Below are 23,642 nucleotides of genomic sequence, written 5' to 3'. Positions count from 1 at the left end.
GTGGAAGAAAATGGTAGACTTTAATCATCAACAAACTAGGGAGGTAAGAAACATGAAGAAACAGATTGCGGCATTAGGACTTTGCGCGGCTATGTTGGTGGGATCAGCGACAGGCTGCTCCACTGCATCCTCGAAAGAGACAGAAAAGGCACCGGCAGCCGACACGACAACGGCAGCAGGCGGACAGGCGGATACAACTGCGGCTCCTGAGACGGAGGCGGCCAAGGCAGATTTAAAGGGAAGCCTTGTATTTGCTATCTGGGACAACAACCTGATGGACTACATTGATCAGAACGATATGGTAGGCAAGTTTCAGGAGAAGTATCCGGATGCGGAAATCGAAGTAGAGAAAATCAAGGACGATTCTGAGTACTGGAACGCCATGAAGATGCGTACTTCCGCCAACCAGCTTCCGGACGTAATGTTCAACAAACCATTTACCTTATCGAGATTCAAAGATTATCTGGTTGATTTATCGGATCTGGACGCGGCGAAGAACAATGAGCTGGCGGCAGGCTACGCCATGGACGGCAAGATCCTGGGCGTTCCGATGACAGCCGGTTACGAATACGTATTTTATTGGAAAGACATGTTTAAGGAAGCCGGTGTGACCGTGCCGACGACATGGAGTGAATTCGAGCAGACGGCTCAGACACTTCAGGATTACTACGGAAAAGAAAACCCGGATTTCATGGCGATCGCCCTGGGAGCGAAGGATGAATGGCCGGATTACCCTTATATGGAATTTATGCCTGCATTAGAGGGCGGAAACGGCCAGAACTGGAACGATATGGCAAAGACCGATGCGCCGTTTGCAGAAGGCACGGATATCAACAAGGCCTATACGAAGGTCAATGAACTCTTCAATATGAACGTGTTTGGAAAAGATCCTCTTGGCATGGGCAACGATCAGGTAACAGCGCTGTTTGCACAGAAGAAAGCGGCGATCCTGGCTCTCGGAGACTGGGGCTTACAGAACATTCAGACCGGTACGGACGACTACTCCGAACTGGGAACCTTCTATCTTCCGGTCAGAAATACCACCGATGATCCGTTCCGCGTGATCGTACAGGGCGACTCCTTCATGGGCGTGACGACTCACAGCAAGAATCCGGAGCTGGCAAAGGCATTTGTGGAGTGGTTCTACAGTGAAGACTGGTATCCGGGATATATCAACTACGTAACCAGCGCCTCCTCCATGACGAATTTCCCGAAGGAAAAAGATCCGATCCTGGCAGAAGCAGACGCGCTGCAGCCAGATATGGAACTGGTTATGTACGACGGCGGCGGAGATGATTTCCAGGCAATTCAGAATGAGATCGCCTTCGATTACAAGAAACTGGGAGCTCAGATGTTTACGGAAGGTTTTGATTTAAAGACAGAACTCGATACTTTGAATACAAAATGGGCGGAAGCAAGAACAAAACTTGGAATTAAATAAGACTTTGTAACAGGGGATGGGGTTTCCGTACAGACGCCCCATCCTTTTTATACCCAAAATTCCGTAAAATCAATACAATCCGGGAGGTAGTTTATGAATTCACTGGAAAGACAGAAAAAGATATTTATCACCAGTTCCCTGGTAATCCCCATGGCCCTGCTTATCGGTTTCGTGGTGGTTCCGGCCTTCGATCTGATCCGAATGAGCTTCACCAACTGGGACGGCTATTCGAAGACATACGATTACATCGGCATCGGCAACTATTTTGACATGCTGAAAAACAAGGATCTCTGGCAGTCACTGAGAAACAACGCGGTCTATTTCTTCGGCCATCTGCTCTTTATCCCCGTTGAGCTGATGTTTGCCGTCCTGCTGACCTCAAAGCTCCGCGCCTCAAAATTCTATAAGACCATGGTCTTCATGCCTTATATCATCAACGGCGTGGCGATTTCCTACGCATTTTCCTACTTCTTTTCACCGATCAACGGAGCCTTCGATGAGATCCTCACCCTGTTTCACTTAGAACCGCTGATCAGAAACTGGCTTTCCGATCCGAAGATTGTGAACTTTGTCTTGGCGGGAGTGTCCTTATGGCGTTTCTCCGGCTATCACGTGATCCTGTTCATGGCGGCGCTCCAGTCCCTTCCCCAGGATGTACAGGAGGCGGCCAGAGTTGACGGAGCGAGCGCATGGCAGATGTTCAAATACATTCAGATACCTGCCATTATGCTGATGGTGGATTTCGTCCTGTTTGACAATATCCGCGGCGCGCTTCAGGTATTCGATATTCCTTACGTCATGACCAGCGGCGGCCCGGGATATGCATCTTCGACCTTCACACTCTATACCATCGATACGGCGTTCAAATACAGCAACTTCGGTCTGGCATCCACCATGGCGGTGGCTATTATGCTCATGATCGTCGTCATTTACGTGGTTCAGAATAAGATCATCCACGGAGTCGTTTTAAAAGGAGGGAAGAAAGGATGAAACAGCGTACACTGCAGCAAATTGTAAAACAGGTGATCTGCCTCTGCATGGTATCCATCGTGCTGGCGCCGATCCTTTTAACCCTGTTTGCCGCGTTTAAGACGAAGGCGGATATGGTCAATACATCTCCCTTGCTACTGCCTCCGTTCAGCCGTGTGACCACGGATAATTTCCAGAAGGTTTTGGGGGACAAATACCTGTTGATTGGCTTTAAAAATACGGGAATCATACTCGTTTTCAGTATTTTTTTCAACGTATTGTTCGGTACGATTACAGCGTTTATTCTTGAACGGTTTCAATTCCGGTTCAAAAATCTGATCATGAGCCTGTTTTTCCTGGGGATGCTGATTCCAAGCTTCGTCACAGAGATCGCCCGTTTCAAGATCATCAACGGCCTGGGGCTGTATAACACACTGGGAGCGCCGATCGTCATCTATGTGGCTTCAGACCTGATGCAGCTTTACATTTACCGCCAGTTCATCTCCACGCTTCCCGTATCCTTAGATGAGAGCGCCCTGCTGGATGGCTGTTCGTATTTCGGCCTGTTTACGAGGATTATCTTCCCGCTGCTGGCTCCGGCCACAGCTACGGTCGTGATTATCAAGGCGATTACCATCATCAACGACATGTACATTCCATATCTCTATATGCCGAAGAACAAGCTGCGGACGCTGACCACGTTCCTGATGAATTATGCCAATGCGCAGCAGGGGTCCTGGCAGAATCTGGCGGCAGGAATCATCATCATTATGCTGCCGACGATTGTGATCTATCTGTTTTTCCAGAAATACATCCTGGCAGGAATTGCGGCCGGTGCTGTCAAAGAGTAAGAAAGTGCAGAAAATCGTAAAAAAAGAGATGGATTCTTTTGCCGGACGGCCCTATAATAGACGTGAAAAAGGAGGATGTACTTATGGATCACTATCATGCCGATTTAGCCTGGCTTGAAAATCCGGAGGTGTTTGCGGTAAACCGTCTGGAGGCGCATTCCGACCACCGGTTCTATGAGAGCAGGGAGGAGGCGGACAGCGGCATCATGAAGCTGCGTCAGTCCCTAAACGGAACGTGGAAATTTTCCTATGCCCCGAAGCCGGAGCAGCGGAAAAAGGATTTTTATCTGCCTGAGAGAAGTCTCGGTGATTTTGGAGAAATTACGGTCCCCGGCCATATAGAGCTGCAGGGATATGGAAAATGTCAGTATATTAACACGATGTATCCGTGGGAGGGTCACTCGGAGCTTAAGCCTCCCCATGTGGACTGGGATGATAATCCTGTTGGAAGCTATGTGAAGGAGTTTGAGACGGACGCGGCCCTGAAGAATAAGAGGCTGTTTCTGTCCTTTCAGGGGGTGGAGAGTGCCTTTTACGTATGGGTAAACGGCCGCTTCGCCGGCTACTCCGAGGATTCCTTTACGCCCTCCGAATTTGAAATCACGGATTTCGTAAAGGATGGGGTCAACCGACTGGCGGTGGAGGTCTATAAGAGAAGCAGCGCCAGCTGGATCGAGGATCAGGATTTCTTCCGGTTCTCCGGTATTTTCCGGGATGTGTATCTTTTCGCGGTTCCGGAATGCCATGTGCGGGACATCTTTGTCCGCCCAGGCGTCCAGGAAGACTTAAAGACCGGAGAACTCACGGTGGATTTAACGCTGGAAGGAAACAGGAAGGGCAGTGTATCGGCTATGCTGACCGACCGGGAAGGGAATACCGCCGCTGTCTGGGATCGCATGCCTGCCGGGGAGAACACATCTTTTGCGGGCAGGGTGCCGGAGGTTCATCTGTGGAGCGGGGAAGATGCCTATCTCTATACGCTGACCGTTATTCTGTACGACGAAAACGGAGAGATCGTGGAGATCGTTCCCCAGAAACTCGGTTTCCGCCGCTTCGAGATGAAAGACCGCCTCATGTGCTTAAACGGGAAACGAATCGTGTTCCGCGGAATCAACCGTCATGAGTTCGATGTGCAAAGAGGACGCGCCGTCACGGAAGAAGACATGATCTGGGATATTCGTTTCATGAAGCGCCACAACATCAATGCGGTCCGTACCTGCCACTATCCCAACCAGTCGAGATGGTATGAGCTCTGTGATGAGTATGGGATCTATCTGATCGACGAGGCGAATTTAGAGAGCCATGGCTCCTGGCAGAAGATGGGGGCCTGCGAACCTTCCTGGAACGTGCCGGGAAGCCTTCCGGAGTGGAAGGAGTGCGTGGTGGACCGCGCAAAGTCCATGCTGGAGCGGGATAAGAATCACGCGTCCGTACTGATCTGGTCCTGTGGAAATGAATCGTACGCGGGCGAAGATATCCTCGCCATGTCGAAGTATTTCAAGGAGAGGGATCCGTCCAGGCTGGTTCACTATGAGGGCGTCTTCTGGAACCGGGAATTCAATGAGACCAGCGATATGGAGAGCCGCATGTACGCAAAGCCCGCGGAGGTGGAGGAGTATTTAAACCAGGAACCGGAGAAGCCGTTTATCCTGTGTGAGTATATGCACGCCATGGGCAATTCTCTGGGCGGCATGGAGAAATACACCTCGCTGGAGGACCGGTATCCCATGTATCAGGGCGGTTTCATCTGGGATTATGTGGATCAGGCTCTGATGAAGGCCGACGAGGACGGCGTCCTGCATATGGCCTACGGCGGGGACTTTGACGACAGGCCGACTGATTATAATTTCTGCGGCAATGGAATCGTCTACGCGGACAGAACCATTTCGCCGAAGGCACAGGAAGTGAAGTACCTCTATCAGGATCTGAGGCTGATTCCGGATGCCTGCGGTGTGGAGATCGAAAACAGGAGACTGTTTACCGACACTTCCGATTTAGAATTCATCTGGCTGGCTCTAAGGAATGGCGAACCCATCCATACGGAGAAATTCTGTGCCCGGGTAAATCCGGGAGAGCGGGAGTATGTGAGCGTGGCGGCTCCTGCATTTACAGAGCCGGGAGAGTACGTGTATCAGGTGTCCGCGGTGAAAAAGAGAGCGGAGCTGTGGGCTGATGCCGGGTATGAGACGGCTTTCGGGGAAAGCAGCCGGGTGATTGGCGCTGGCGGAGCTGGTGAGGACCGTGTTGGTGAGACTTGTATTGGTAAGAACTTCGTTGAAGAGTATCACACTGATAACGACCGCCTTCCGTTCACTGTTATCCACGGTGATGTAAATATTGGTGTGAAAGGAAATGGCTTCCACATAATATTCTCGAAGCAGGAGGGCGGCATTGTATCCCTCGTCTATGACGGCCGGGAGTGGATTGGGAAGATTCCCATGCCTGTGTACTGGAGAGCGACTACGGATAACGACAGAGGCAATAAATTCTCCGTATCCAGTGCCGCTTGGTACGGCGCCGGAAGCTTTCCGCTTTACGACAGCAAAAACTGCGTGGTGGAAGAAGGGGAAGACAGCGTTCGTGTCGCGTATACCTACCGCCTGCCAACGGTTCCTGAGACTGTGACGGAGGTCGTTTACGAGGTGGACAGAGAAGGCCGGATTAAAACCACGGCTCACTACTTCGGACGCGAAGGACTGCCGGAGCTGCCGCTGTTCGGCATGAGATTCCGCATCAGCGGAACGGGCGGTGATTTCGAGTGGTACGGCCGGGGACCGGAGGAGAATTACCGTGACAGAAACGCAGGCGCACGCCTCGGAATCTTTAAGGATACGGCGGCAAACAGCGTATCGCGCTATCTCGTTCCGCAGGAATGTGGAAACCGCACCGAAATCCGATGGATGAAGGTGACGGACGGAGCGGGACACAGCATTCGGTTTACCGCGCAGGGGCGTCCTTTTGAGGGATCGGTTCTTCCTTATACGGCGGAGGAGCTGGAGCATGCCGCTCACCTGGAGGAACTGCCGCAGCCGCGGTATACGGTCGTAACGATTCTGGCGGCCATGCGGGGCGTCGGCGGAGATGACAGCTGGGGCGCGCCGGTTTATCCGGAATACTGTGTAAGCGGTGAACACGACATTACTTTCAGCTTTGTAATTGGGAGAGATTAGAATTGAGAGAGATTAGATAGCAGTGACAGACGGCCGGCCGCGGGGAACGCGCCGGCCGTCTGATATGACGAAGCCTGTCGAAAAAGGGCTGCAGTTCAGGGGTTGACAGGGCTGCGAACTGCAAGAAAAATATACGGGCGCAGGAGCCGGTTGTCATTGACAGAGCCGGAGTTCCGGTTTATAATAATATCATTCTGAAGTTCTGATTCTGTTCTGCCGGTTCGGCAATCTGTTTCCAGTATTGTAATTTTCACGCTTAAAACGTATAATAAAAGATAGAATCATACGGTTGCGCGTTTTCCCGCATTCCTGATGGTGGAGGGCTGCGCGTATTTCCACGAAATGCCGGGCATTTTTAAATTCCCTTACAAATCCTTTAATCCATGAAATTCTCATGATTACAGGAAATTTAAGAAAGAGAAGGGCAATGCACGATGAAAAAAGAGAGAGAAACAAAAGAGTATTTGGAGTTTGTGGAGCAGTTTCGGGCGTTTCTGATTCTGATGACAGAGGAGTGGGGCGCGAAGGTTACGCTGCAAAAAGACAGTGAGGAAGAAGAACCGGAGGATTTACTGGTGGTGGAGTTGAGAGGGGACGGTCCCGGGATCCATATCCAGCGGTTCCATATGGCGGAGATCTACCAGGATTTCCGGCTGGGGAAAACCATGGAGGAGCTGCTGTCAGAGGCTTCCGACTGTCTGGAACGATGCCGGGAGATTGAGAAGAGCAGTCCGCTGGGGCATATGGAGGATTATGAGTCCATTCGGGAGTATCTGGTTATCCGCCCTCTGAACTATGAGAAGAATGCAGAGAAGCTGGAAGAAGGCGTTTGCGAGGTGACGGGGGATATTGCGCTGACACTCTATGTGAGCATCGGGAATTTCAGCGGACTGTACACGAGCTCCATGGTGCCGAAGGTGGTATTTGACGGATGGAACAGAATCCGGGAACAGGTGATGAAGGACGCCATGGAGAATACATACAGGCTGTTTCCGCCGCGTCTCTTCAACTGGCTGGACGTCGAACGGTTTGAGGATGAGGACTACGGTATTTTTATGGAACGGGATAGCAGCGTCCGTATGGATGGCGGCGCCTGCGCCACGTTCGTCACGACTAAGAGTCAGATCAACGGAGCGGTGGCCATCTTTCTGCCTGGCGTGGCGAAGCGGCTGGGAGAAATGATGGGGAACGATTTGTACATCGCGTTTACCAGCATGCACGAGGCAGCGATCCATAACTGTGAAAAGGTTTATCCGGAGACGATACGGGAGAGTTTAAAGGATCTTAACAGGGAGATGCCGTCGGATGACGACTTTTTATCTGAGAAGGTTTACTATTACAACCGCGGGAAAGACAGGATCGAAGTTGTACTGGAATATTGAGAGCCGATCATGAAAAACAGAAAGTGCTTGACAGAACGGAAAAGTGGCAGTATTCTAGTATTTAGATTACCGATTAAAGGAAAAGGAGGCAGAAATATGAAATCTCGTACAATTAGCAGTGGAATTATAAACAATAACAATCAGTCAGTCTGCCTCAGTAAAGAATTCGGTCTCTGGTCAGCCATTATTTCGTATGGAAGTCAGTTTGCTATTTGAATTTGAGTAACTATGCCGCAGTCTGAACTGGACTGCGGTTATTTTTATGGTGAAAAGCCGTCAAAAGCCGCAATTTGCTGTTTTTGACGGCTTTTTCCTGTTTTTTGCGGTAATTCGCAGACCAGGCAATTTTTAACGCGTTTTAGGACTGCGATTGACTTGATATGGCACAGTATAGACAAAGGGGGAGCAACATGAGGAATTTAGGGAAGTATGTAAAAAAGTACGGGATCCTGTATGTGGTGGCCATAGCGGCCATGGTAGTGAGTATTCTGCTGGATGCGGTGTCGCCTCAGATTACGAGATACATCATTGACGATGTCATCGTCGGCGGCAAGATGGAGATGCTTATGCGCCTGCTGCTGGGGCTTCTGGGAATCGGCTTTGGAAGAGCCATTTTCCAGTACATGAAGGAATTTATCTTTGATTATTCGGCGTCGGGGATCGGGAGCAGCTTGAGAAAGGATCTTTTCGACCATATCCAGACGCTGTCCATGGGATATTTCGACAGCCATAACACCGGTGAGCTGATGGCGCGTGTCAAGGACGATGTGGACCGAATCTGGAATGCCATGGGATTTGTCGGAATGCTGATCATCGAATGTACCATTCACACAGTGATTATCATGACCTGCATGTTCCGCTTAAGCCCGGTGCTGACGGTGATTCCGCTGCTCGTTATGCCGGTAATCGCCTGGTACGGCTTAAAGATGGAGAATGGTCTCGGCCAGGTCTACGACAAGATCAGTGAGCAGACCGCGGAGCTAAACACCGTGGCCCAGGAGAATTTAGCGGGCGTGCGGACCGTGAAGGCGTTTGCGAGAGAAGATTATGAGATTGACCGGTTTAAACGCCACAACAAGCGGTATTACGATTTAAATATGGAGCAGGCAAAGCTGATTGTAAAGTATCAGCCCAATGTCTCCTTTCTTTCCAAGGTGATGCTGATGGCGATCATCGTAGTCGGCGGCATCATGGTAATTCAGAAACGGATCACCATCGGAGAACTGGGCGCATTTTCGGAGTACGCCAACAATATTATCTGGCCGATGGAGATGGTTGGCTGGCTCAGCAATGATTTTGCTGCGGCCATGGCTTCCAATAAGAAGATCAAACGGATCATGGCCCAGAAGCCGGACATCAAGGAACCGGAGGCGCCTGTAGTTCCTGAAAAGATCGAGGGAAAGCTTCAGTTCAAGCATGTGGATTTTGATTTATATGGTTCGAGGATTCTGACAGACATCGATTTTACCCTGCCGAAGGGAAAGACGCTGGGAATCATGGGGGTGACCGGTTCCGGAAAGACCTCCATCGTCAATTTAACCCAGAGATTCTACGACGTGACAAACGGAGAAGTTCTGCTGGACGGCATCGATATCCGGAAGCTGCCGCTGACTCTTTTAAGGAGCCAGACCACGGTGGTTATGCAGGATGTATTCTTGTTCTCCGACACGATCACGGACAATATTAAGACTGGAAACCGGGATGCAACCGAGTGGGAGAGCGTGGAGGAAGCGTCCATCTGCGCGGAGGCCCATGATTTCATTATGAATCTGGGAGAAAAGTACGATACCGTGATTGGAGAGCGGGGCGTCGGACTTTCCGGCGGCCAGAAGCAGAGAATCAGTATTGCCAGGGCGATCGCAAAGAGAACGCCGCTTCTGATCCTCGATGACTCCACGTCGGCACTCGATATGGAGACAGAGAAGGAGATTGAGCGCCGTTTAAAGACGCAGAAGGACAGTTCCAAGATCATCATCGCCCACCGGATTTCCGCCGTCCGCCATGCGGATGAAATTCTGATTCTGGAGGGCGGAAGAATCATAGAACGCGGCACCCACGAGGAGCTGATGGCGAAAAAGGGGCAGTATTACAGGACTTATCAGGTACAGTATGGAGAGGAGGAGCAGTCATGTCAGTAAATACAAGCAGAATCGACGAAGAACAGAAGGAAGTACTGAAAAAGGATACGCTCATCCGATTGTTTAAGTACCTTCTGGTCTATAAAAAGCAAATATCGGTAGTGCTTCTCATTATGGCTGGAACCATTGCCATCAGCATGGCGACGCCCATTATGATGGAGTATGCCATCAACGTCTGTGTGGCGTCCGGAGATGTGAAGGGACTTCTGAAGCTGGGGGCTCTGGCCGTGGTCATGTTTCTTTTTTTCCTGGTGGGGACCAAGATCCGTATGTACATCATGTCGGACGTGTCAAACCAGGTCCTTCTAAATATCAGAGATGAGCTGTACCGCCATATTCAGACGCTGAGCTTCGGATTTTTCGACAGCCGTCCCACCGGAAAAATACTGGCTAGAATTATCGGAGATGTGAATTCCTTAAAGGATGTGCTGTCAGACAGCGTGACTCAGCTGATTCCGGACTTAATTACCGTGGTCTGCGTCGCGGTCATCATGCTGATTAAGAACTACCGGCTGGCCATGGCGGCCTTGCTGACCCTCCCGATTCTGGTGGTGGGAATGCTGGTCATTGAGACGACGGCCCATAAGCGGTGGCAGATCTACAGAAAAAAGACTTCTAATTTAAATGCCTACGTGCATGAGGATCTTTCCGGTATCCGGGTGATTCAGAGCTTTGCGGCGGAGCGGGAGACGAGAGCCGTGTTTTACGATCTGGTTAAGCAGCATTACCAGGCATTTATCGACGCCGTTGTTGTGGCGGACGGATTCGGCCCGGTGGTGGAGATCACCTGGGGGCTCGGCGGATTTCTGCTGTATTTTATCGGCATCCGCATCATCGGTGTGGGCGAGGTCGGCATCGGTACGTTTCTCGCGTTTTCTACCTATATTGCCATGTTCTGGAGTCCGATCCGGAACCTTGCCAATTTTTATAATAAGCTGACAACCAACATATCGGCGGCGGAGCGTATTTTCGACATCATCGATACGGAAGCGGGAATCCGTGACTGTGAGGGAGCGGAGGAACTGCCGGATATTGAGGGGACAGTGGATTTTGAACACGTTTCCTTCGCGTATGATGATGAGCCGGAACGCATGATCCTTAAGGATGTAAACTTCCATATACGCCAGGGGGAGACCATCGCGCTGGTAGGCCCCACGGGAGCGGGCAAGACGACGATTGTGAATCTGCTCAGCCGTTTTTACGAGGCGACAGACGGGCGGGTACTGATTGACGGCTACGATATCAGGAAGGTGACGCTGAAGAGTCTGAGAAGCCAGATGGGGATCATGACACAGGACAATTTCCTGTTTTCCGGTACCATTAAATATAACATTAAATACGGCCGCCTGGATGCCACGGACGAGGAAATGATCGAAGCTGCCAAGGCGGTGAACGCCCATGACTTCATCATGAAGCTGGAGCACGGCTATGACACCGAGATCAGTGAGAGGGGAGCGCGGCTCTCCATCGGCCAGCGGCAGCTGCTGGCATTTGCCAGAACCATGCTGTCGAAGCCGGGCATCCTGATTCTGGATGAGGCCACCTCCAGCATCGACACTCACACGGAGCTGCTGGTGCAGAAGGGCATTGAGGCGCTCTTAAAAGGGCGTACGTCCTTTGTCATTGCCCATCGCCTTTCTACTATAAGAAAGGCCGACCGGATTTTCGTGATCGACCAGGGCAATATCATGGAGGCCGGAAGCCATGAGGAGCTGATGGAGAAGAGAGGGGCTTATTATCAGCTGTATCAGAGCCAGTTTCTGTAGGCTGTGTACTGGCTTCGCTGGTAAAAAACGCAATATGACGGGGAAACTCGTGTAGGGGGAATAGCGCGAAGGGAAAGTGTTGGGAATCTGAGAATGGAATGAAGGAATGAAGACTGAATGTAGATACAGGGGAGGATTTTCATAAAGGGATTGACCCGCGGGGTGAAATGCAATAAAATAGGATGCGAGGTGAATGACATGACAGAAGGAGCATTAGTACTGGAAGGAGGTTCTCTGCGAGGAGTATTTTCGGCTGGCGTGCTGGATGTATTTATGGAACAGGGGATCGAGATGTCCTATGTGAATGGCGTTTCTGCGGGATCCATGTGCGGAATGAGCTATATCAGCAAACAGATCGGAAGAACGATCCGGGTGGATTTAGATTATGTAAATGATAAACGGTTTATGAGCTTTCGCAGTATGGTGAAAAACCGTTCGATCTTTAATTTTGATTTTCTGTTTGGGGAATTGAGCGAGACGCTGATTCCATTTGATTTTGAGGCTTTTGAGGCGTCGAAGCAGCGGTTTGAAGTGGTTGCTACCCGCTGTAAGACAGGAAAACCGGAATATTTCGGAAAAGGGGAGTGCGAGAATTTCATAGAGGCGGTGAAGGCCTCCAGCAGCCTTCCTATTATGTCGCGTATGATCGATGTGGGAGGGAAGAAATATCTGGACGGCGGCTGTTCTATGCCGATTGCCTATCAGAGGGCTATCGATGAGGGATATGAAAAGGTAGTTGTCATACTGACCAGGAATCAGGGCTACAGGAAAAAGCCTGTGGATAAATGGACGAGACGGGCGTATGAACGGTATTTTAAACCGCTGCCCCGGCTTTTGAAGGCTCTGGAGGAGGCGCCGGAACGGTACAACCGGATGCAGGAAGAGATCGATGAACTGGAAAAGGCGGGCAGAATCTACGTGATCCGTCCCGACAAACCGGTGACTGTGTCGAGAACGGAACAGGACAGAAAGAAGCTGGAAGCACTCTACGAAGACGGGCGCCGTCTTGCGACGGAACAGCTTGAGGATATCAAAAAATATCTGGGAATCGAAATAACAGGTTGACGAAAGGAAATGACGGTACACGTTTATGAGCATTTACGATACATTGAATGAAGTACAGAGAGAAGCGGTATTCCATACGGAAGGACCGCTTCTTGTGCTGGCTGGAGCCGGCTCGGGAAAAACCAGGGTGCTGACCCATCGAATCGCCTATCTGATCGAGGAGAAGGGGGTAAATCCGTGGAATATCCTGGCGATTACCTTTACCAACAAAGCGGCCGGAGAGATGAGAGAGCGTGTGGATAAGATCGTGGGATTCGGAGCGGAGAGCATCTGGGTGAGTACGTTCCACTCCTCCTGCGTAAGAATCTTAAGACGCCATATTGAGAGCCTTGGATATACGACGAATTTTACTATTTATGATTCGGATGACCAGAGGACTCTGATGCGGCAGGTGTTAAAGACGCTGGAGATCGATCCGAAGCTTTATAAAGACAGGGCTATGCTGGGCTTTATATCGACAGCTAAGAATGAACTGGTGACGGCTGCGGAGTTTGAACTGAATGCGGGAGGCGATTTCCGTCAGAAGAAGGTGGCTCAGATATATAAGGAGTATCAGAGCCAGCTTAAGAAGAATAATGCGCTGGATTTCGATGATCTGATCATGAAGACGGTGGAGCTGTTTCAGAACAATCCGGAGGTCCTGGATTATTACCAGGAGCGTTTTAAATATATCATGGTGGACGAGTATCAGGATACGAATACCGCACAGTTTAAGCTGGTAAGTCTGCTGGCCGGTAAGTACAGAAATCTTTGTGTGGTAGGTGATGACGACCAGTCCATCTATAAATTCCGGGGAGCCAATATCGGTAATATTTTGAATTTTGAGAAGTCGTATCCGGGGGCTTCGGTGATTAAGCTGGAACAGAATTATCGGTCCAGCCAGAATATCTTAAACGCGGCCAACGAGGTGATCCGCCACAACCGGGGGAGAAAGTCCAAGACGCTGTGGACGGCTAACGAGGAAGGGCCTCTGGTGCAGTATAAGCAGTTTGAGACGGCAGCGGAGGAAGCTGACGCCATCGTGCGCGATATTCAGAACAGCGAATGCGGCTACCAGGACTGCGCGGTTCTTTACCGGACCAATGCCCAGTCCCGTCTGATCGAGGAAAAATGTCTTCAGCGCAATGTGCCTTACCGCATGGTGGGAGGTGTAAACTTCTATCAGCGTAAGGAAATCAAGGACATTCTGGCCTATTTGAAGACGATTGACAACGGAAGGGACGATCTGTCGGCCCTTCGTATTATCAATGTTCCGAAGAGGGGGATCGGCGGCACCAGCGTGGGAAAGGTCCAGGCGTTTGCATCGGAGCACGATTTCAGTATCTATGACGCATTTTGCCGCGCCCAGGCGGTTCCGGGGCTTGGAAAGGCTGCGGATAAGATTCTCAAATTTACGGCGCTGATCGAGGATTTCAGGGAGAGAATCCGCTATGAGGACTACTCGATCCGGGAGCTGATTGAGGATGTGTTGGATGAGTCGGGATACCAGAAAGAGCTGGAAGCGGAAGGCGAGATCGAGTATCAGACCCGTTTAGAGAATATTGAGGAGTTGATCAACAAAGCGGTCAGTTTTGAGCGGGATCACGACGAGGGAACACTCTCCGAATTCCTGGAGGAGGTTGCATTGGTCGCGGATGTGGACCGGATGGATGATTCGGAAAACAGGGTGACGCTGATGACCTTACATAGTGCAAAAGGACTGGAGTTCCCGCGGGTGTATTTAAGTGGTATGGAGGATGGACTGTTCCCGAGTATGATGTCGATCTCCTCGGATGACAAGGAGGAGATCGAGGAAGAGCGGCGTCTCTGCTACGTTGGAATTACCAGGGCGCAGGATTTCCTGATGCTGACGGGAGCTAAACAGCGAATGATCAACGGGGAGACCCGTTACTCAAAGACCAGCCGGTTCGTCGAAGAGATTCCGGCCGATTTGCTGGAATGTGATAAGCTGGAACCGAGGCTTTCCCCGTTCCGGAAATCTTCGGACTTTGATGACAGTGACCTGCCCTGGGGCCAGGGCGGAGGAAATGCCAGAGGCGGCAGCTCCTGGGGCGGTTCCGGAAGTGGTGGAACGGGTAACGGAGGCGGTGCGTCCGGCGGCCAGAGACCGACGACCTGGGGAAATAAGGCCGCGGGTGTCAGCAGCTTCGGGCCGGGCAGCAATGCCTATGCGTCAAAGACTGCGTCACCGGTTCAGAAACCGGCGTTTGGCAAGGCATTTACCGTAGAGAAATCAGGCGCTCTTGATTATAAGGAAGGCGACCGCGTCCGCCATGTAAAGTTCGGCGAGGGAAATGTGGTGGAGATAAAGGATGGCGGAAAAGACTACGAGGTAACCGTCTGTTTTGACAAGGCGGGGATTAAGAAGATGTTTGCGTCCTTTGCGAAGCTGAAACCGATCTGATCAGATGGTCGTGGGAATATGGTTTCTCGACTGGCCTTTCCGGTCAAGAATGTGAGCCATCTGAAGCATTACGATTAAAAGTTACAGTTCACTCCCCACCAGGGGCACCGCAGCCCGGTTGAACCGGACTGCGGTGCCCCTGGTGGGGAGTGAACTGTAACCGGTTAAAAATTGAAATAAATAAAAATAATCAAAAAAGATAGTAAAAGCATAAAGATGATGGTATAATAAGAACGACAGACAGAAAGATTTCGTTTCTGCCGCATATTTTTTATGGAATAGGCTCTCAGAAAGGACGTGGATGATATGAACAGATTCGATACGATGAGCAAAGAAGCTATGAACAGAGTAGAGGAACTCGTGAATTCAAGCAGACTGAACGAGTTGCTGCACAAGAGAGAAGAAGACGAAAAGAAGAAAAACTGTATTCTATGGATACTTGCCATCATTGGTGCTGTAGCGGCAGTCGCCGGCATTGCGTATGCGGTTTACCGTTTCTTCACACCGGATTATTTAGAGGATTTTGAAGATGATTTCGACGATGATTTCGATGATGATTTCTTCGAAGACGATACACCGGGCGAGGGTTCTGAACAGTAAGAAGGACATTTAGAAAAAAGAAGCGTGCCTCAGCGATTGAGACACGCTTTTTGACGCTGTCGGGGCGGGAGCGGTGAGGAATGAGGGCAGTGAGGAACGATGTTGGATGATTGGCTCGTTGCTTGCGGGAATAAACGAGAACAGGAGCAGATGACGTGAAAAAAGGCGAGATATATGAAGGTACTATAGAGAAATTCGATTTTCCGGATAAAGGGACACTGGTGACGGAATCCGGAAAGATTACAGTGAAGCATGCACTTCCGGGACAGAAGGTGTCCGTGATGATTACGAAGAAGCGGGGCGGACGGCTGGAAGGAAAGATCGTTGAGGTGGTGGAAAAGTCACCTCTGGAGACCGCGGAAAAGCCGTGTGTCCATTTCGGCGCCTGCGGCGGCTGTATTTACCAGACAATCCCTTATGAGAAGCAGCTGGAGATAAAGGAAAAGCAGGTTAAGAGCCTGCTGGACAGTGTCTGCGATTCCTATGAGTTTGAGGGGATTTTGGGAAGTCCGCAGTCCGGCGGATACCGTAATAAGATGGAGTTCTCATTTGGCGATGAGTTTAAGGACGGTCCGATGGCACTGGGGATGCACCGGCGCGGAAGCTTTTATGATGTGGTGACTACCACAGAGTGTCAGATCGTGAATCCGGATTTTTGTGAGATTTTAAAGGCCTCTAAAGCGTATTTTGAGAAGCTGGGGCTGGGATTTTATAAAAAGATGCAGCATACGGGTTATTTACGCCATCTTCTGGTGCGCCGCGCGGTTAAGACAGGGGAGATTCTGGTGGATTTAGTGACGACAAGCCAGGAGGATCCGGATTTGAAGCCATTTGCGGAGCTGCTGCTTTCCCTTCCGTTAAGCGGCCGGATCGTTGGTATTCTTCATACGTGGAATGATAGTCTGTCCGATGCGGTGAAGAATGACAGGACCGATATTCTGTATGGACAGGACTATTTCTATGAAGAGTTGCTGGGGTTAAAGTTTAAGATATCTCCGTTTTCCTTCTTCCAGACGAATTCACTGGGGGCCGAGGTGCTGTACGATAAGGCGAGAAGTTATGTTGGCGATACGAAGGATATGGTCGTGTTCGATTTATACAGCGGGACAGGGACCATCGCACAGATGATCGCACCGATCGCCAAAAAGGTGGTCGGAGTGGAGATCGTGGAAGAGGCCGTGGAGGCCGCGAAGGAGAATGCGCGGATGAACGGGTTGGATAACTGTGAGTTTATCGCAGGAGACGTTTTGAAGGTTATCGATGATATCGGGGAAAAACCGGATTTGATTATTCTTGACCCGCCGAGAGACGGAATTCATCCGAAGGCGCTGGGGAAGATCATCGACTATGGAGTGAAGAGAATTGTGTATATTTCCTGTAAGCCTACGAGCCTGGTGAGGGATCTGGCGGTGTTCCAGGAGAGAGGGTATCAGGTGGAGAAGGTTTGTGCGGTGGATATGTTTCCGGGGACGGGGAATGTCGAGGTGGTAATAATGATGCGGAAATGTGGTTTGGAAGGAAAATAGAAGGGTTAAACCACAAGATATAGTGGTTTTTGGCGAAAAATCGAGGGAAAAATCGGGTAAAAAAGGGCCGCTTTTGACCCCGATTTTTTTGCCTTTTCATAGATGTGAGACGGGGAAAAGAGGATATGGTGTAAAAATTCAGGTCAGCCAGATCGAAAAAGGGCTGGCTTTTTTTAATAGATAAAAAAGAAGGAAGAGTTTCATGCAGATCACAACCGATAAGTTACGCAGGATGACAAATCAGGAAGGACTGATTCTCAAGGGCTGCGGAGGAGATGTTTTTCGATATAAGACAGGAAAATCCCCCTTATTTAAAACAAAAGGCACTGGGCTAAAGTTTTAGATAAGGGGGTTTTTGTATATATCTCTTTTAAACTCGTTTCAATCCGCAAGCTCCGCAAAATGTCTTGACATCATAGATGATATCATAGTTGAAGAATAAAATCAAATTTTATTTCATATAATACTCGAGTTTAAAAGAGAATATTGAAAATCCATAGCTGATGGAGTATAATGAGAAATATAGATTAGCAGCAAAGGAGTGATTGCAATGATTGCTCATAGAAGGGACGATGGAAAAGAGCAGGACTGGAAAGAACACAGCGTCCATGTGGCGGGATTATGTTTCCAGGCTGCTGAAAAGCTAAGGCTGGGCAAGGTGGCCAGATTAATAGGGCTGTTGCATGACCTGGGAAAAGGAACCGCGGATTGGATGAGTTATCTTCGTGGCACCGGAAGCAGACATCCCAATCATGCTGGCTTGGGTGCACTTTATGTTCATCGGCGATGGTGGGTGAGGGAGACAGACCCGGAGAAAAGGCAGGCGGCTCAGCTGATTTCTTTATGTATCTATGGTCATCATGCCGGTTTGCCGGACTGTCTGTCAGATTCTGGGGAGTCCCCCTATTTAAACGGCTTGAGAGAACAGCCGGAGAGTGATTATAGGGAGGCAGTGGCTAATTTCTACGTGGAAGTGGCAACAGCGGAGGAATTGGACGAGCTATTTGCAGAGTCATGTAAGGAGCTGAAACAATTTGGCCTGGACAGCCGTTCTTTTAACTGGGGAATGTCTGCCCGACTGCTGCTGAGTATTCTCGTGGATGCGGACAGGTGGGATTCCGTGTGCTTTGAATATGATGCCGATCCATTTGAAACGTCACGTGAAGTCCAGCCTGATTGGGATAAGCTTCTGATTGAACTCGAAGCCTATATTGAACAGTTCCCCAAAGAAGGGAGATTAGCCCAAATTAGGCGCGACATATCGGACTGGTGCAGGACTGCGGGAGAATATGGGCCAGGAATCTACACATTGTCGGTACCTACTGGTGGCGGTAAGACTTATTCCAGCCTGCGATTTGCACTTGCCCAGGCTAAAAAGAACGAACAGCAAAGGATTTTTTATCTCATCCCCATGAACACAATTCTGGACCAAAATTCTGGAGATATCCGGGAGGCGCTTTCTGACTACCCATCTATTTTAGAGCATCATTCCAATCTCATACCGGAGGATGAAACAGAGGAGAAAAATCATCGCAGGCTGACGGAACGCTGGGAGAGCGACATTATTTTGACCAGTCTAGTACAGTTCTTAGATACACTGTTTAAACATGGGAACGGTAAGGCGAGGCGAATGTACCGCCTTGCAAACGCAGTCCTGATTTTTGATGAAATCCAGGCACTGCCAAAAAAATGCCGGGAACTCTTTAAGCGGGCGCTTCAATTTCTTGTACAGTATTGTAACTGCACAGTGCTGCTCTGTACGGCTACGCAGCCTAATCTTGGATTAGATACGAAGGAACTGGTGCCGGATGTGGCTATGCTATACCAGAGTTTAAAGAGAGTGCTCTATATTTCACAGATGAAGGCGCGTACTTATCAGGATGCTGCCGATGACATCACGGTGTTTATTCGGGAGAAAACCTCAGTGCTGGCGATTGTAAATACTAAGGATGCAGCTTGGAATATTTTCAAGGGGATTTCTGAACGGCTGAATGCCTTAAATTATAAGCAGGTGCAAATACAGCAGGGCCTTTCGGATGAGAAGCTGAAAGAATGTGCCAAAAACTGTAGGAAAGATGAGATATTGTGTGTGCACTTAAGTACGCTTATGTGCCCGAAGCATCGGAAAGAGATATTACGTTGGATAAAAGCCTGGCTGTTAGAGAAAAACCTGGTTTGCTGTGTTTCTACAGCCTTGATCGAGGCGGGAATCAATGTGAGTTTTCCAATTGTAATCCGCAGTTTGGCAGGCATCCCAAGCCTGATTCAGGCAGCAGGGCGCTGTAACCGCAACTGCGAAGCGGATACAGGAAGGGTATATATATGGAATCTTATTGAGGAGAGCCTGGGGCGTTTGCCGGATATACAGAAAGGCAAGGAAGTCAGCATGAGCCTGCTTAGTAATGTGGAAAATCCGGATGAGCTGGGAAATCCGGAGATGATAAAAAAATATTTCGCCAAAGAGGAGATATATACAAAAGAGGTTGAAAATTATCCATATAAAAAGTGGAACTCGGATTTGGTTACGATGCTGTCAATGAATCGTGAATGTCGGTGCGCGGCCGGGAATTTGCGGGATGAGGACAATCCGCTGGCTGATTTAAGTAAACGATTCTATCAAAGCTTTAGAACGTCAGGAACAGTTTTTCAGGTCATCGACCAGAAAACAAAAAGTGTGATTGTTCCCTATGGAAAAGGAAAAGGAAAAGAGTTAATCGAAAAATTGGGAAATCGTCATACGCTCCGCGAGGAAATCAGCTTTTTAAAAGAAGTCCAGCAATACAGTGTAAATTTATATGAACATATTTTTGACCGGCTGGCCGGGGAGCAGGCTTTATATTCTCTGGGCGAGACCGGATTGGTTATATTAAAGGACGAATACTATGATCCATGGGCAGGAGTCAAGATAATACCGCGGGAAATGATAGATCTCATAGTTTAAATTATGATGTAAAGGAGGGCTGCAATATTGAAAATCAGAAATCAGATTGAATACTGCGTATGGGGGAATTATGCGCTGTTTAGTGATCCGATTGCCAGAATGGGGGGAGAAAAGTTCAGTTATATGCTTCCAACCTATCAGGCGCTGAAAGGGATCACAGAAAGCATCTATTGGAAACCATCAATTATATGGATCGTGGATGAGGTACGGGTTATGAAACCAATCCGCACAGAGTCTAAAAATGTCCGTCCCATCAGCTACGTGGCGTCAAAGAATACGCTGTCGGTCTATACCTATCTGGCAGATGTATCGTATCAGGTTCGGGCGCATTTTATTCTTAATGAGAACCGTCGCGCGGAACTGGAAGAGGATTTTAATGAAAAGAAGCACCACAATATTGCAAAGCGTATGGTGAGGAAGGGGGGGCGCAGAGATATTTTTTTGGGGACGAGAGAATGCCAGGGATATGTAGAACCCTGTGAATTTGACAAAGGTGAAGGCTATTATGACCATTATGGTGAACTGGAATTTGGAGTTATGTTTCATGGGTTCGATTATCCGGATGAGACTGGACGAGATATGCTGGCCGCCAGATTCTGGAGACCGAAAATGGTAAATGGAGTGATTCTGTTCCAGCCTCCGGAAGAGATACCGAAAGAGATGAAGCGGAATATCCGTCCAATGAAAGCGAAGAAATTCGGTAAAAAGTATGGCAATTCCAGCGGTTTGGAGGAGGCGGCGTTGCAGCAGGAGTTTGCCTGGGAAGGAGAAACCTATGAGTTGGATGCAGAAATTGTGCGAGGCATATGATGCCGGTGTTGTCTGTGATCAATCAAAAGAAGCGGTTAAGCTTGTTCCGCTGGGATTTGTGCGCAAAAGGGTAAAATACCATGTGGTACTATCGCGGGATGGGAGGTTCATATCGGCAGACGAGCTGATGGACGAAGCCCAGTTTCTGGAAATTCCCAGCACGCCGCAGGCAGAGAGCCGCACAGGCGACAATGGAGCGCCTTTTCCTCTGGTAGAACAGCTGAAATATTTGATTTTTGAGAATGAAAATTTAAAAAGGTTCGGTCAATATATGGGACAACTGAATGCATGGTGTGAGCAGCCAGACGCGCCCGCCTGCCTGCGTGTGGTATATACATATCTGGAGGGACATACTCTGCTTACCGATTTGGAATCACAGCCCAATTTGAAACTGAAATATTATAAGAATGCGGAAAGGAGGGAAGGAACAGGGGAAGACAGAAAGGCCATGGTCTGTTTTTCTGTCCAAACACAGGAGGAAAGCACCGATGACCTTTGGCTCAGAATCGATGTCAAACAGTCATGGGAGCGGTATTTAGCGGATAAACTGCCAGGAGACAGAGCGTTTTGCTATGTGGAAGGTAAAATACTTCCTGCTATGGAGAACCATCCAAAGCTTCAGGGAAATGCAAAATTGATTTCAGCAAAGGATAATGAATTCCCATTTCAGTATAAGGGACGTTTCGCGGAGGATCGCAGCGCGGCGGTGGTAAGCTATGAGGCTTCTGTGCGCGCCCATAATGCGCTGATTTGGCTTATAGCGCGCCAGGGAATGCAGAAATACGGTATGACATGGGTGGTTTGGAATACAAATGGAGCGGTCATGAAGGTTCCGATAGATGAAAAAAATGGGTTTATGGAAGCAGAGGAAGAGGAAGAAGAGAATTTCGGGCCAGTCATTGATACATTTGAACGTTACGCCAAGGAAGTGAGGGCTGCGGCTGGCGGTTATGACAGCAGACTTCATGATTATAATCCTAATCGGACAAATTTTGCGGTGATATTAGGATTGGAGGCGGCGACGGACGGAAGAATGTCGGTCACTTATTATCAGGAGTGTTCCGGAAATGAATATGTAAAGCGTTTGGAAGCGTGGTATAGAGATTGTTGCTGGTGGCGCTATTCACGAAAAAACAAAACTAAGGAGATTGCCTCTCCCAATCCTGAGCAGATTGCCGTTGCTGTTATGGGGATCGATGCGGTGAATACGGCTAAAATAGACAAAAAATGTGAGAAATCCCACACAAAATTGATGCGTGGGCTGCACTCCAGAATTCTTACCTGTATTGCGGACGAGCAGCCGTTTCCAATTGATGTTGTCCGCAGTGCATTTAACAGGGTATGCGCGCCTCTTACGTTTGTTAGCGGAAGAGACCGGCAATGGTCCCGAACTGCATGGGAAAACAGTGTTGACACCACGTGTGCGATGATATCTTGTTTTCAAAAGCGCGGGTGGAGGGATGCTTGCCCGGTATTCACCCCGATTCTGGAGGTTGATTCAAAAAATGGGGATTACTTATATGGCCGTCTTTTGGCAGCAGCGGATTTCATGGAAGAAAAATCGGCGGATAAGGGACGGGATTATCCGACAAATGCTGTACGGCTTATGCAAAAATTTGTGCAATATCCGTTTGAGACGTGGCCGAAGATTCATGAGAAATTGATTCCATGTTTTAAAAACTTGGGTCCGGACAGTAAATGGTATCAGATTCTTTTTGCAGAAATCGAAATACGATTCCCGGAAGAGAGCAGGTACGGGCGTAGGGATCTTTCTCTGGAATTCTTACAGGGATTTTCCAGTCAGAGACAAATGCTTTACCAAAAATGGAAACCTGAAAAAAAAATAGAGGTTGGGGAAACCGTCATATATGTACTTCCGAGACGGCGTTCTGAGTTGTACGGATGTCTGTTGGCAATTGCCGATGTGGCGGAGCAGGAAGCCAGTGATGAGGAACGGGCAGGTATGACCAATGCTATACAGCTGATGTCTGTTTTTGCGGCAAAGCCCTATGAAAGTTGGGGAAGACTTCATGATAAACTGCTGCCTTATTTGATAAAATTGGGAAAAAGGGCTGAGTATTACCAGAGACTGATTGGGTTTATGGAGATGCAGTTTTCTCAAGCTGAACGGGTATCAACAGAGCCGCTGGACGGCAGCTATCTGCATGGATATTATTGTATGCGCCAGACTTTTTATCAGAAGACACAGTTTTCCAGACAACCGCAGATATGGGAGATGGCAGAGGATTCGAGGAGTGTCCTGTATGGAAGGCTGCTGGGGATTGCGGATCGGATGGAGAAAAACCGTTTCGCTTGCGAGGAAGGAGATATAGATAGACGCTCTACGAATGAATTGCGATTTATGACGGTATTTTCCCAGAAACCGTCATCTACATGGGAGAATCTGAAGGTTAAATTAAAACCGTATCAGCGGTATGGAGGAAACCGTTCAGGAGAAAATTGGGCTGCTTTGGAACAGTTGGAGCAACAACTGAAGCAGTGCGGCTGGAATACGGATATTCCTTTGGGAAGTATTTATCTGCATGGTTACTATGAGGAAAGAAATAAATAGAAGGAGA

The 23,642-nt window shown here is 49.2% G+C and carries 14 protein-coding genes; all 14 read left to right on the top strand.

Translation table 11 applies throughout. The annotated features are described in order from the left end of the window. Window positions 1–52 precede the first annotated feature (52 nt). The 14 genes from H8S75_RS08500 (at window position 53) to cas8c (ending at window position 23,635) form a co-directional block, all read left to right on the top strand. Window positions 53–1,441 carry an ABC transporter substrate-binding protein gene (locus tag H8S75_RS08500; protein ID WP_187020748.1) on the top strand — a complete coding sequence of 463 codons (1,389 nt, stop codon included), beginning with the start codon at window positions 53–55 and terminating at the stop codon, window positions 1,439–1,441. Between the two features lie 93 nt (window positions 1,442–1,534). Continuing rightward, the gene (locus tag H8S75_RS08495; protein WP_187020746.1) at window positions 1,535–2,431 is read left to right on the top strand and encodes a carbohydrate ABC transporter permease; all 897 of its coding nucleotides are present in this window, start codon (window positions 1,535–1,537) and stop codon (window positions 2,429–2,431) included. Continuing rightward, window positions 2,428–3,261, top strand: a complete 834-nt coding sequence (locus tag H8S75_RS08490) for a carbohydrate ABC transporter permease (RefSeq protein WP_002600029.1) — start codon at window positions 2,428–2,430, stop codon at window positions 3,259–3,261. Before H8S75_RS08495 ends, H8S75_RS08490 begins: the two co-directional genes overlap by 4 nt. 83 nt (window positions 3,262–3,344) lie before the next feature. Further along, window positions 3,345–6,431 (top strand): beta-galactosidase, LacZ type, encoded by a 3,087-nt coding sequence (gene lacZ / locus H8S75_RS08485; protein WP_187020744.1) that lies wholly within the window; start codon window positions 3,345–3,347, stop codon window positions 6,429–6,431. 434 nt (window positions 6,432–6,865) lie between these two features. Next, window positions 6,866–7,813 carry a DUF5688 family protein gene (locus H8S75_RS08480; protein WP_187020743.1) on the top strand — a complete coding sequence of 316 codons (948 nt, stop codon included), beginning with the start codon at window positions 6,866–6,868 and terminating at the stop codon, window positions 7,811–7,813. Between the two features lie 410 nt (window positions 7,814–8,223). Next, complete coding sequence (locus H8S75_RS08475) at window positions 8,224–9,951, top strand: ABC transporter ATP-binding protein (RefSeq protein ID WP_187020741.1); 1,728 nt, start codon at window positions 8,224–8,226, stop codon at window positions 9,949–9,951. Further along, window positions 9,942–11,717, top strand: coding sequence for an ABC transporter ATP-binding protein (locus H8S75_RS08470; protein WP_187020739.1), 1,776 nt, complete (start codon window positions 9,942–9,944; stop codon window positions 11,715–11,717). Before H8S75_RS08475 ends, H8S75_RS08470 begins: the two co-directional genes overlap by 10 nt. 198 nt (window positions 11,718–11,915) lie before the next feature. After that, a complete protein-coding gene (locus tag H8S75_RS08465; RefSeq protein ID WP_187020737.1) occupies window positions 11,916–12,782 on the top strand; it encodes a patatin-like phospholipase family protein in 867 nt (288 codons plus the stop codon). 25 nt (window positions 12,783–12,807) lie between these two features. Then, complete coding sequence (locus H8S75_RS08460; RefSeq protein ID WP_187020736.1) at window positions 12,808–15,186, top strand: ATP-dependent helicase; 2,379 nt, start codon at window positions 12,808–12,810, stop codon at window positions 15,184–15,186. A 306-nt stretch (window positions 15,187–15,492) separates the two neighbouring features. Next, on the top strand, window positions 15,493–15,786 hold the full coding sequence (locus tag H8S75_RS08455; RefSeq protein ID WP_002600022.1) for a hypothetical protein: 294 nt from the start codon (window positions 15,493–15,495) through the stop codon (window positions 15,784–15,786). A gap of 155 nt (window positions 15,787–15,941) precedes the next feature. Further along, on the top strand, window positions 15,942–17,312 hold the full coding sequence (rlmD, locus tag H8S75_RS08450) for a 23S rRNA (uracil(1939)-C(5))-methyltransferase RlmD (protein WP_187020734.1): 1,371 nt from the start codon (window positions 15,942–15,944) through the stop codon (window positions 17,310–17,312). Window positions 17,313–17,862: 550 nt separating this feature from the next. Next, the gene (locus H8S75_RS08445) at window positions 17,863–20,253 is read left to right on the top strand and encodes a CRISPR-associated endonuclease Cas3'' (RefSeq protein WP_187020732.1); all 2,391 of its coding nucleotides are present in this window, start codon (window positions 17,863–17,865) and stop codon (window positions 20,251–20,253) included. A gap of 27 nt (window positions 20,254–20,280) precedes the next feature. After that, entirely contained in the window at window positions 20,281–21,063 is a 783-nt protein-coding gene (gene cas5c, locus H8S75_RS08440) for a type I-C CRISPR-associated protein Cas5c (RefSeq protein ID WP_187020731.1), read from the top strand. Next, window positions 21,029–23,635, top strand: coding sequence for a type I-C CRISPR-associated protein Cas8c/Csd1 (gene cas8c / locus H8S75_RS08435; protein ID WP_187020729.1), 2,607 nt, complete (start codon window positions 21,029–21,031; stop codon window positions 23,633–23,635). The genes cas5c and cas8c overlap by 35 nt, the downstream gene beginning before the upstream one ends. Window positions 23,636–23,642: the final 7 nt, after the last annotated feature.

This window comes from Hungatella hominis (assembly GCF_014288005.1).
Lineage (GTDB): Bacteria > Bacillota > Clostridia > Lachnospirales > Lachnospiraceae > Hungatella > Hungatella effluvii.
The sequence above is the reverse complement of the archived record's forward strand: the minus strand, read 5'-3'. Positions and strand labels throughout refer to the sequence as shown.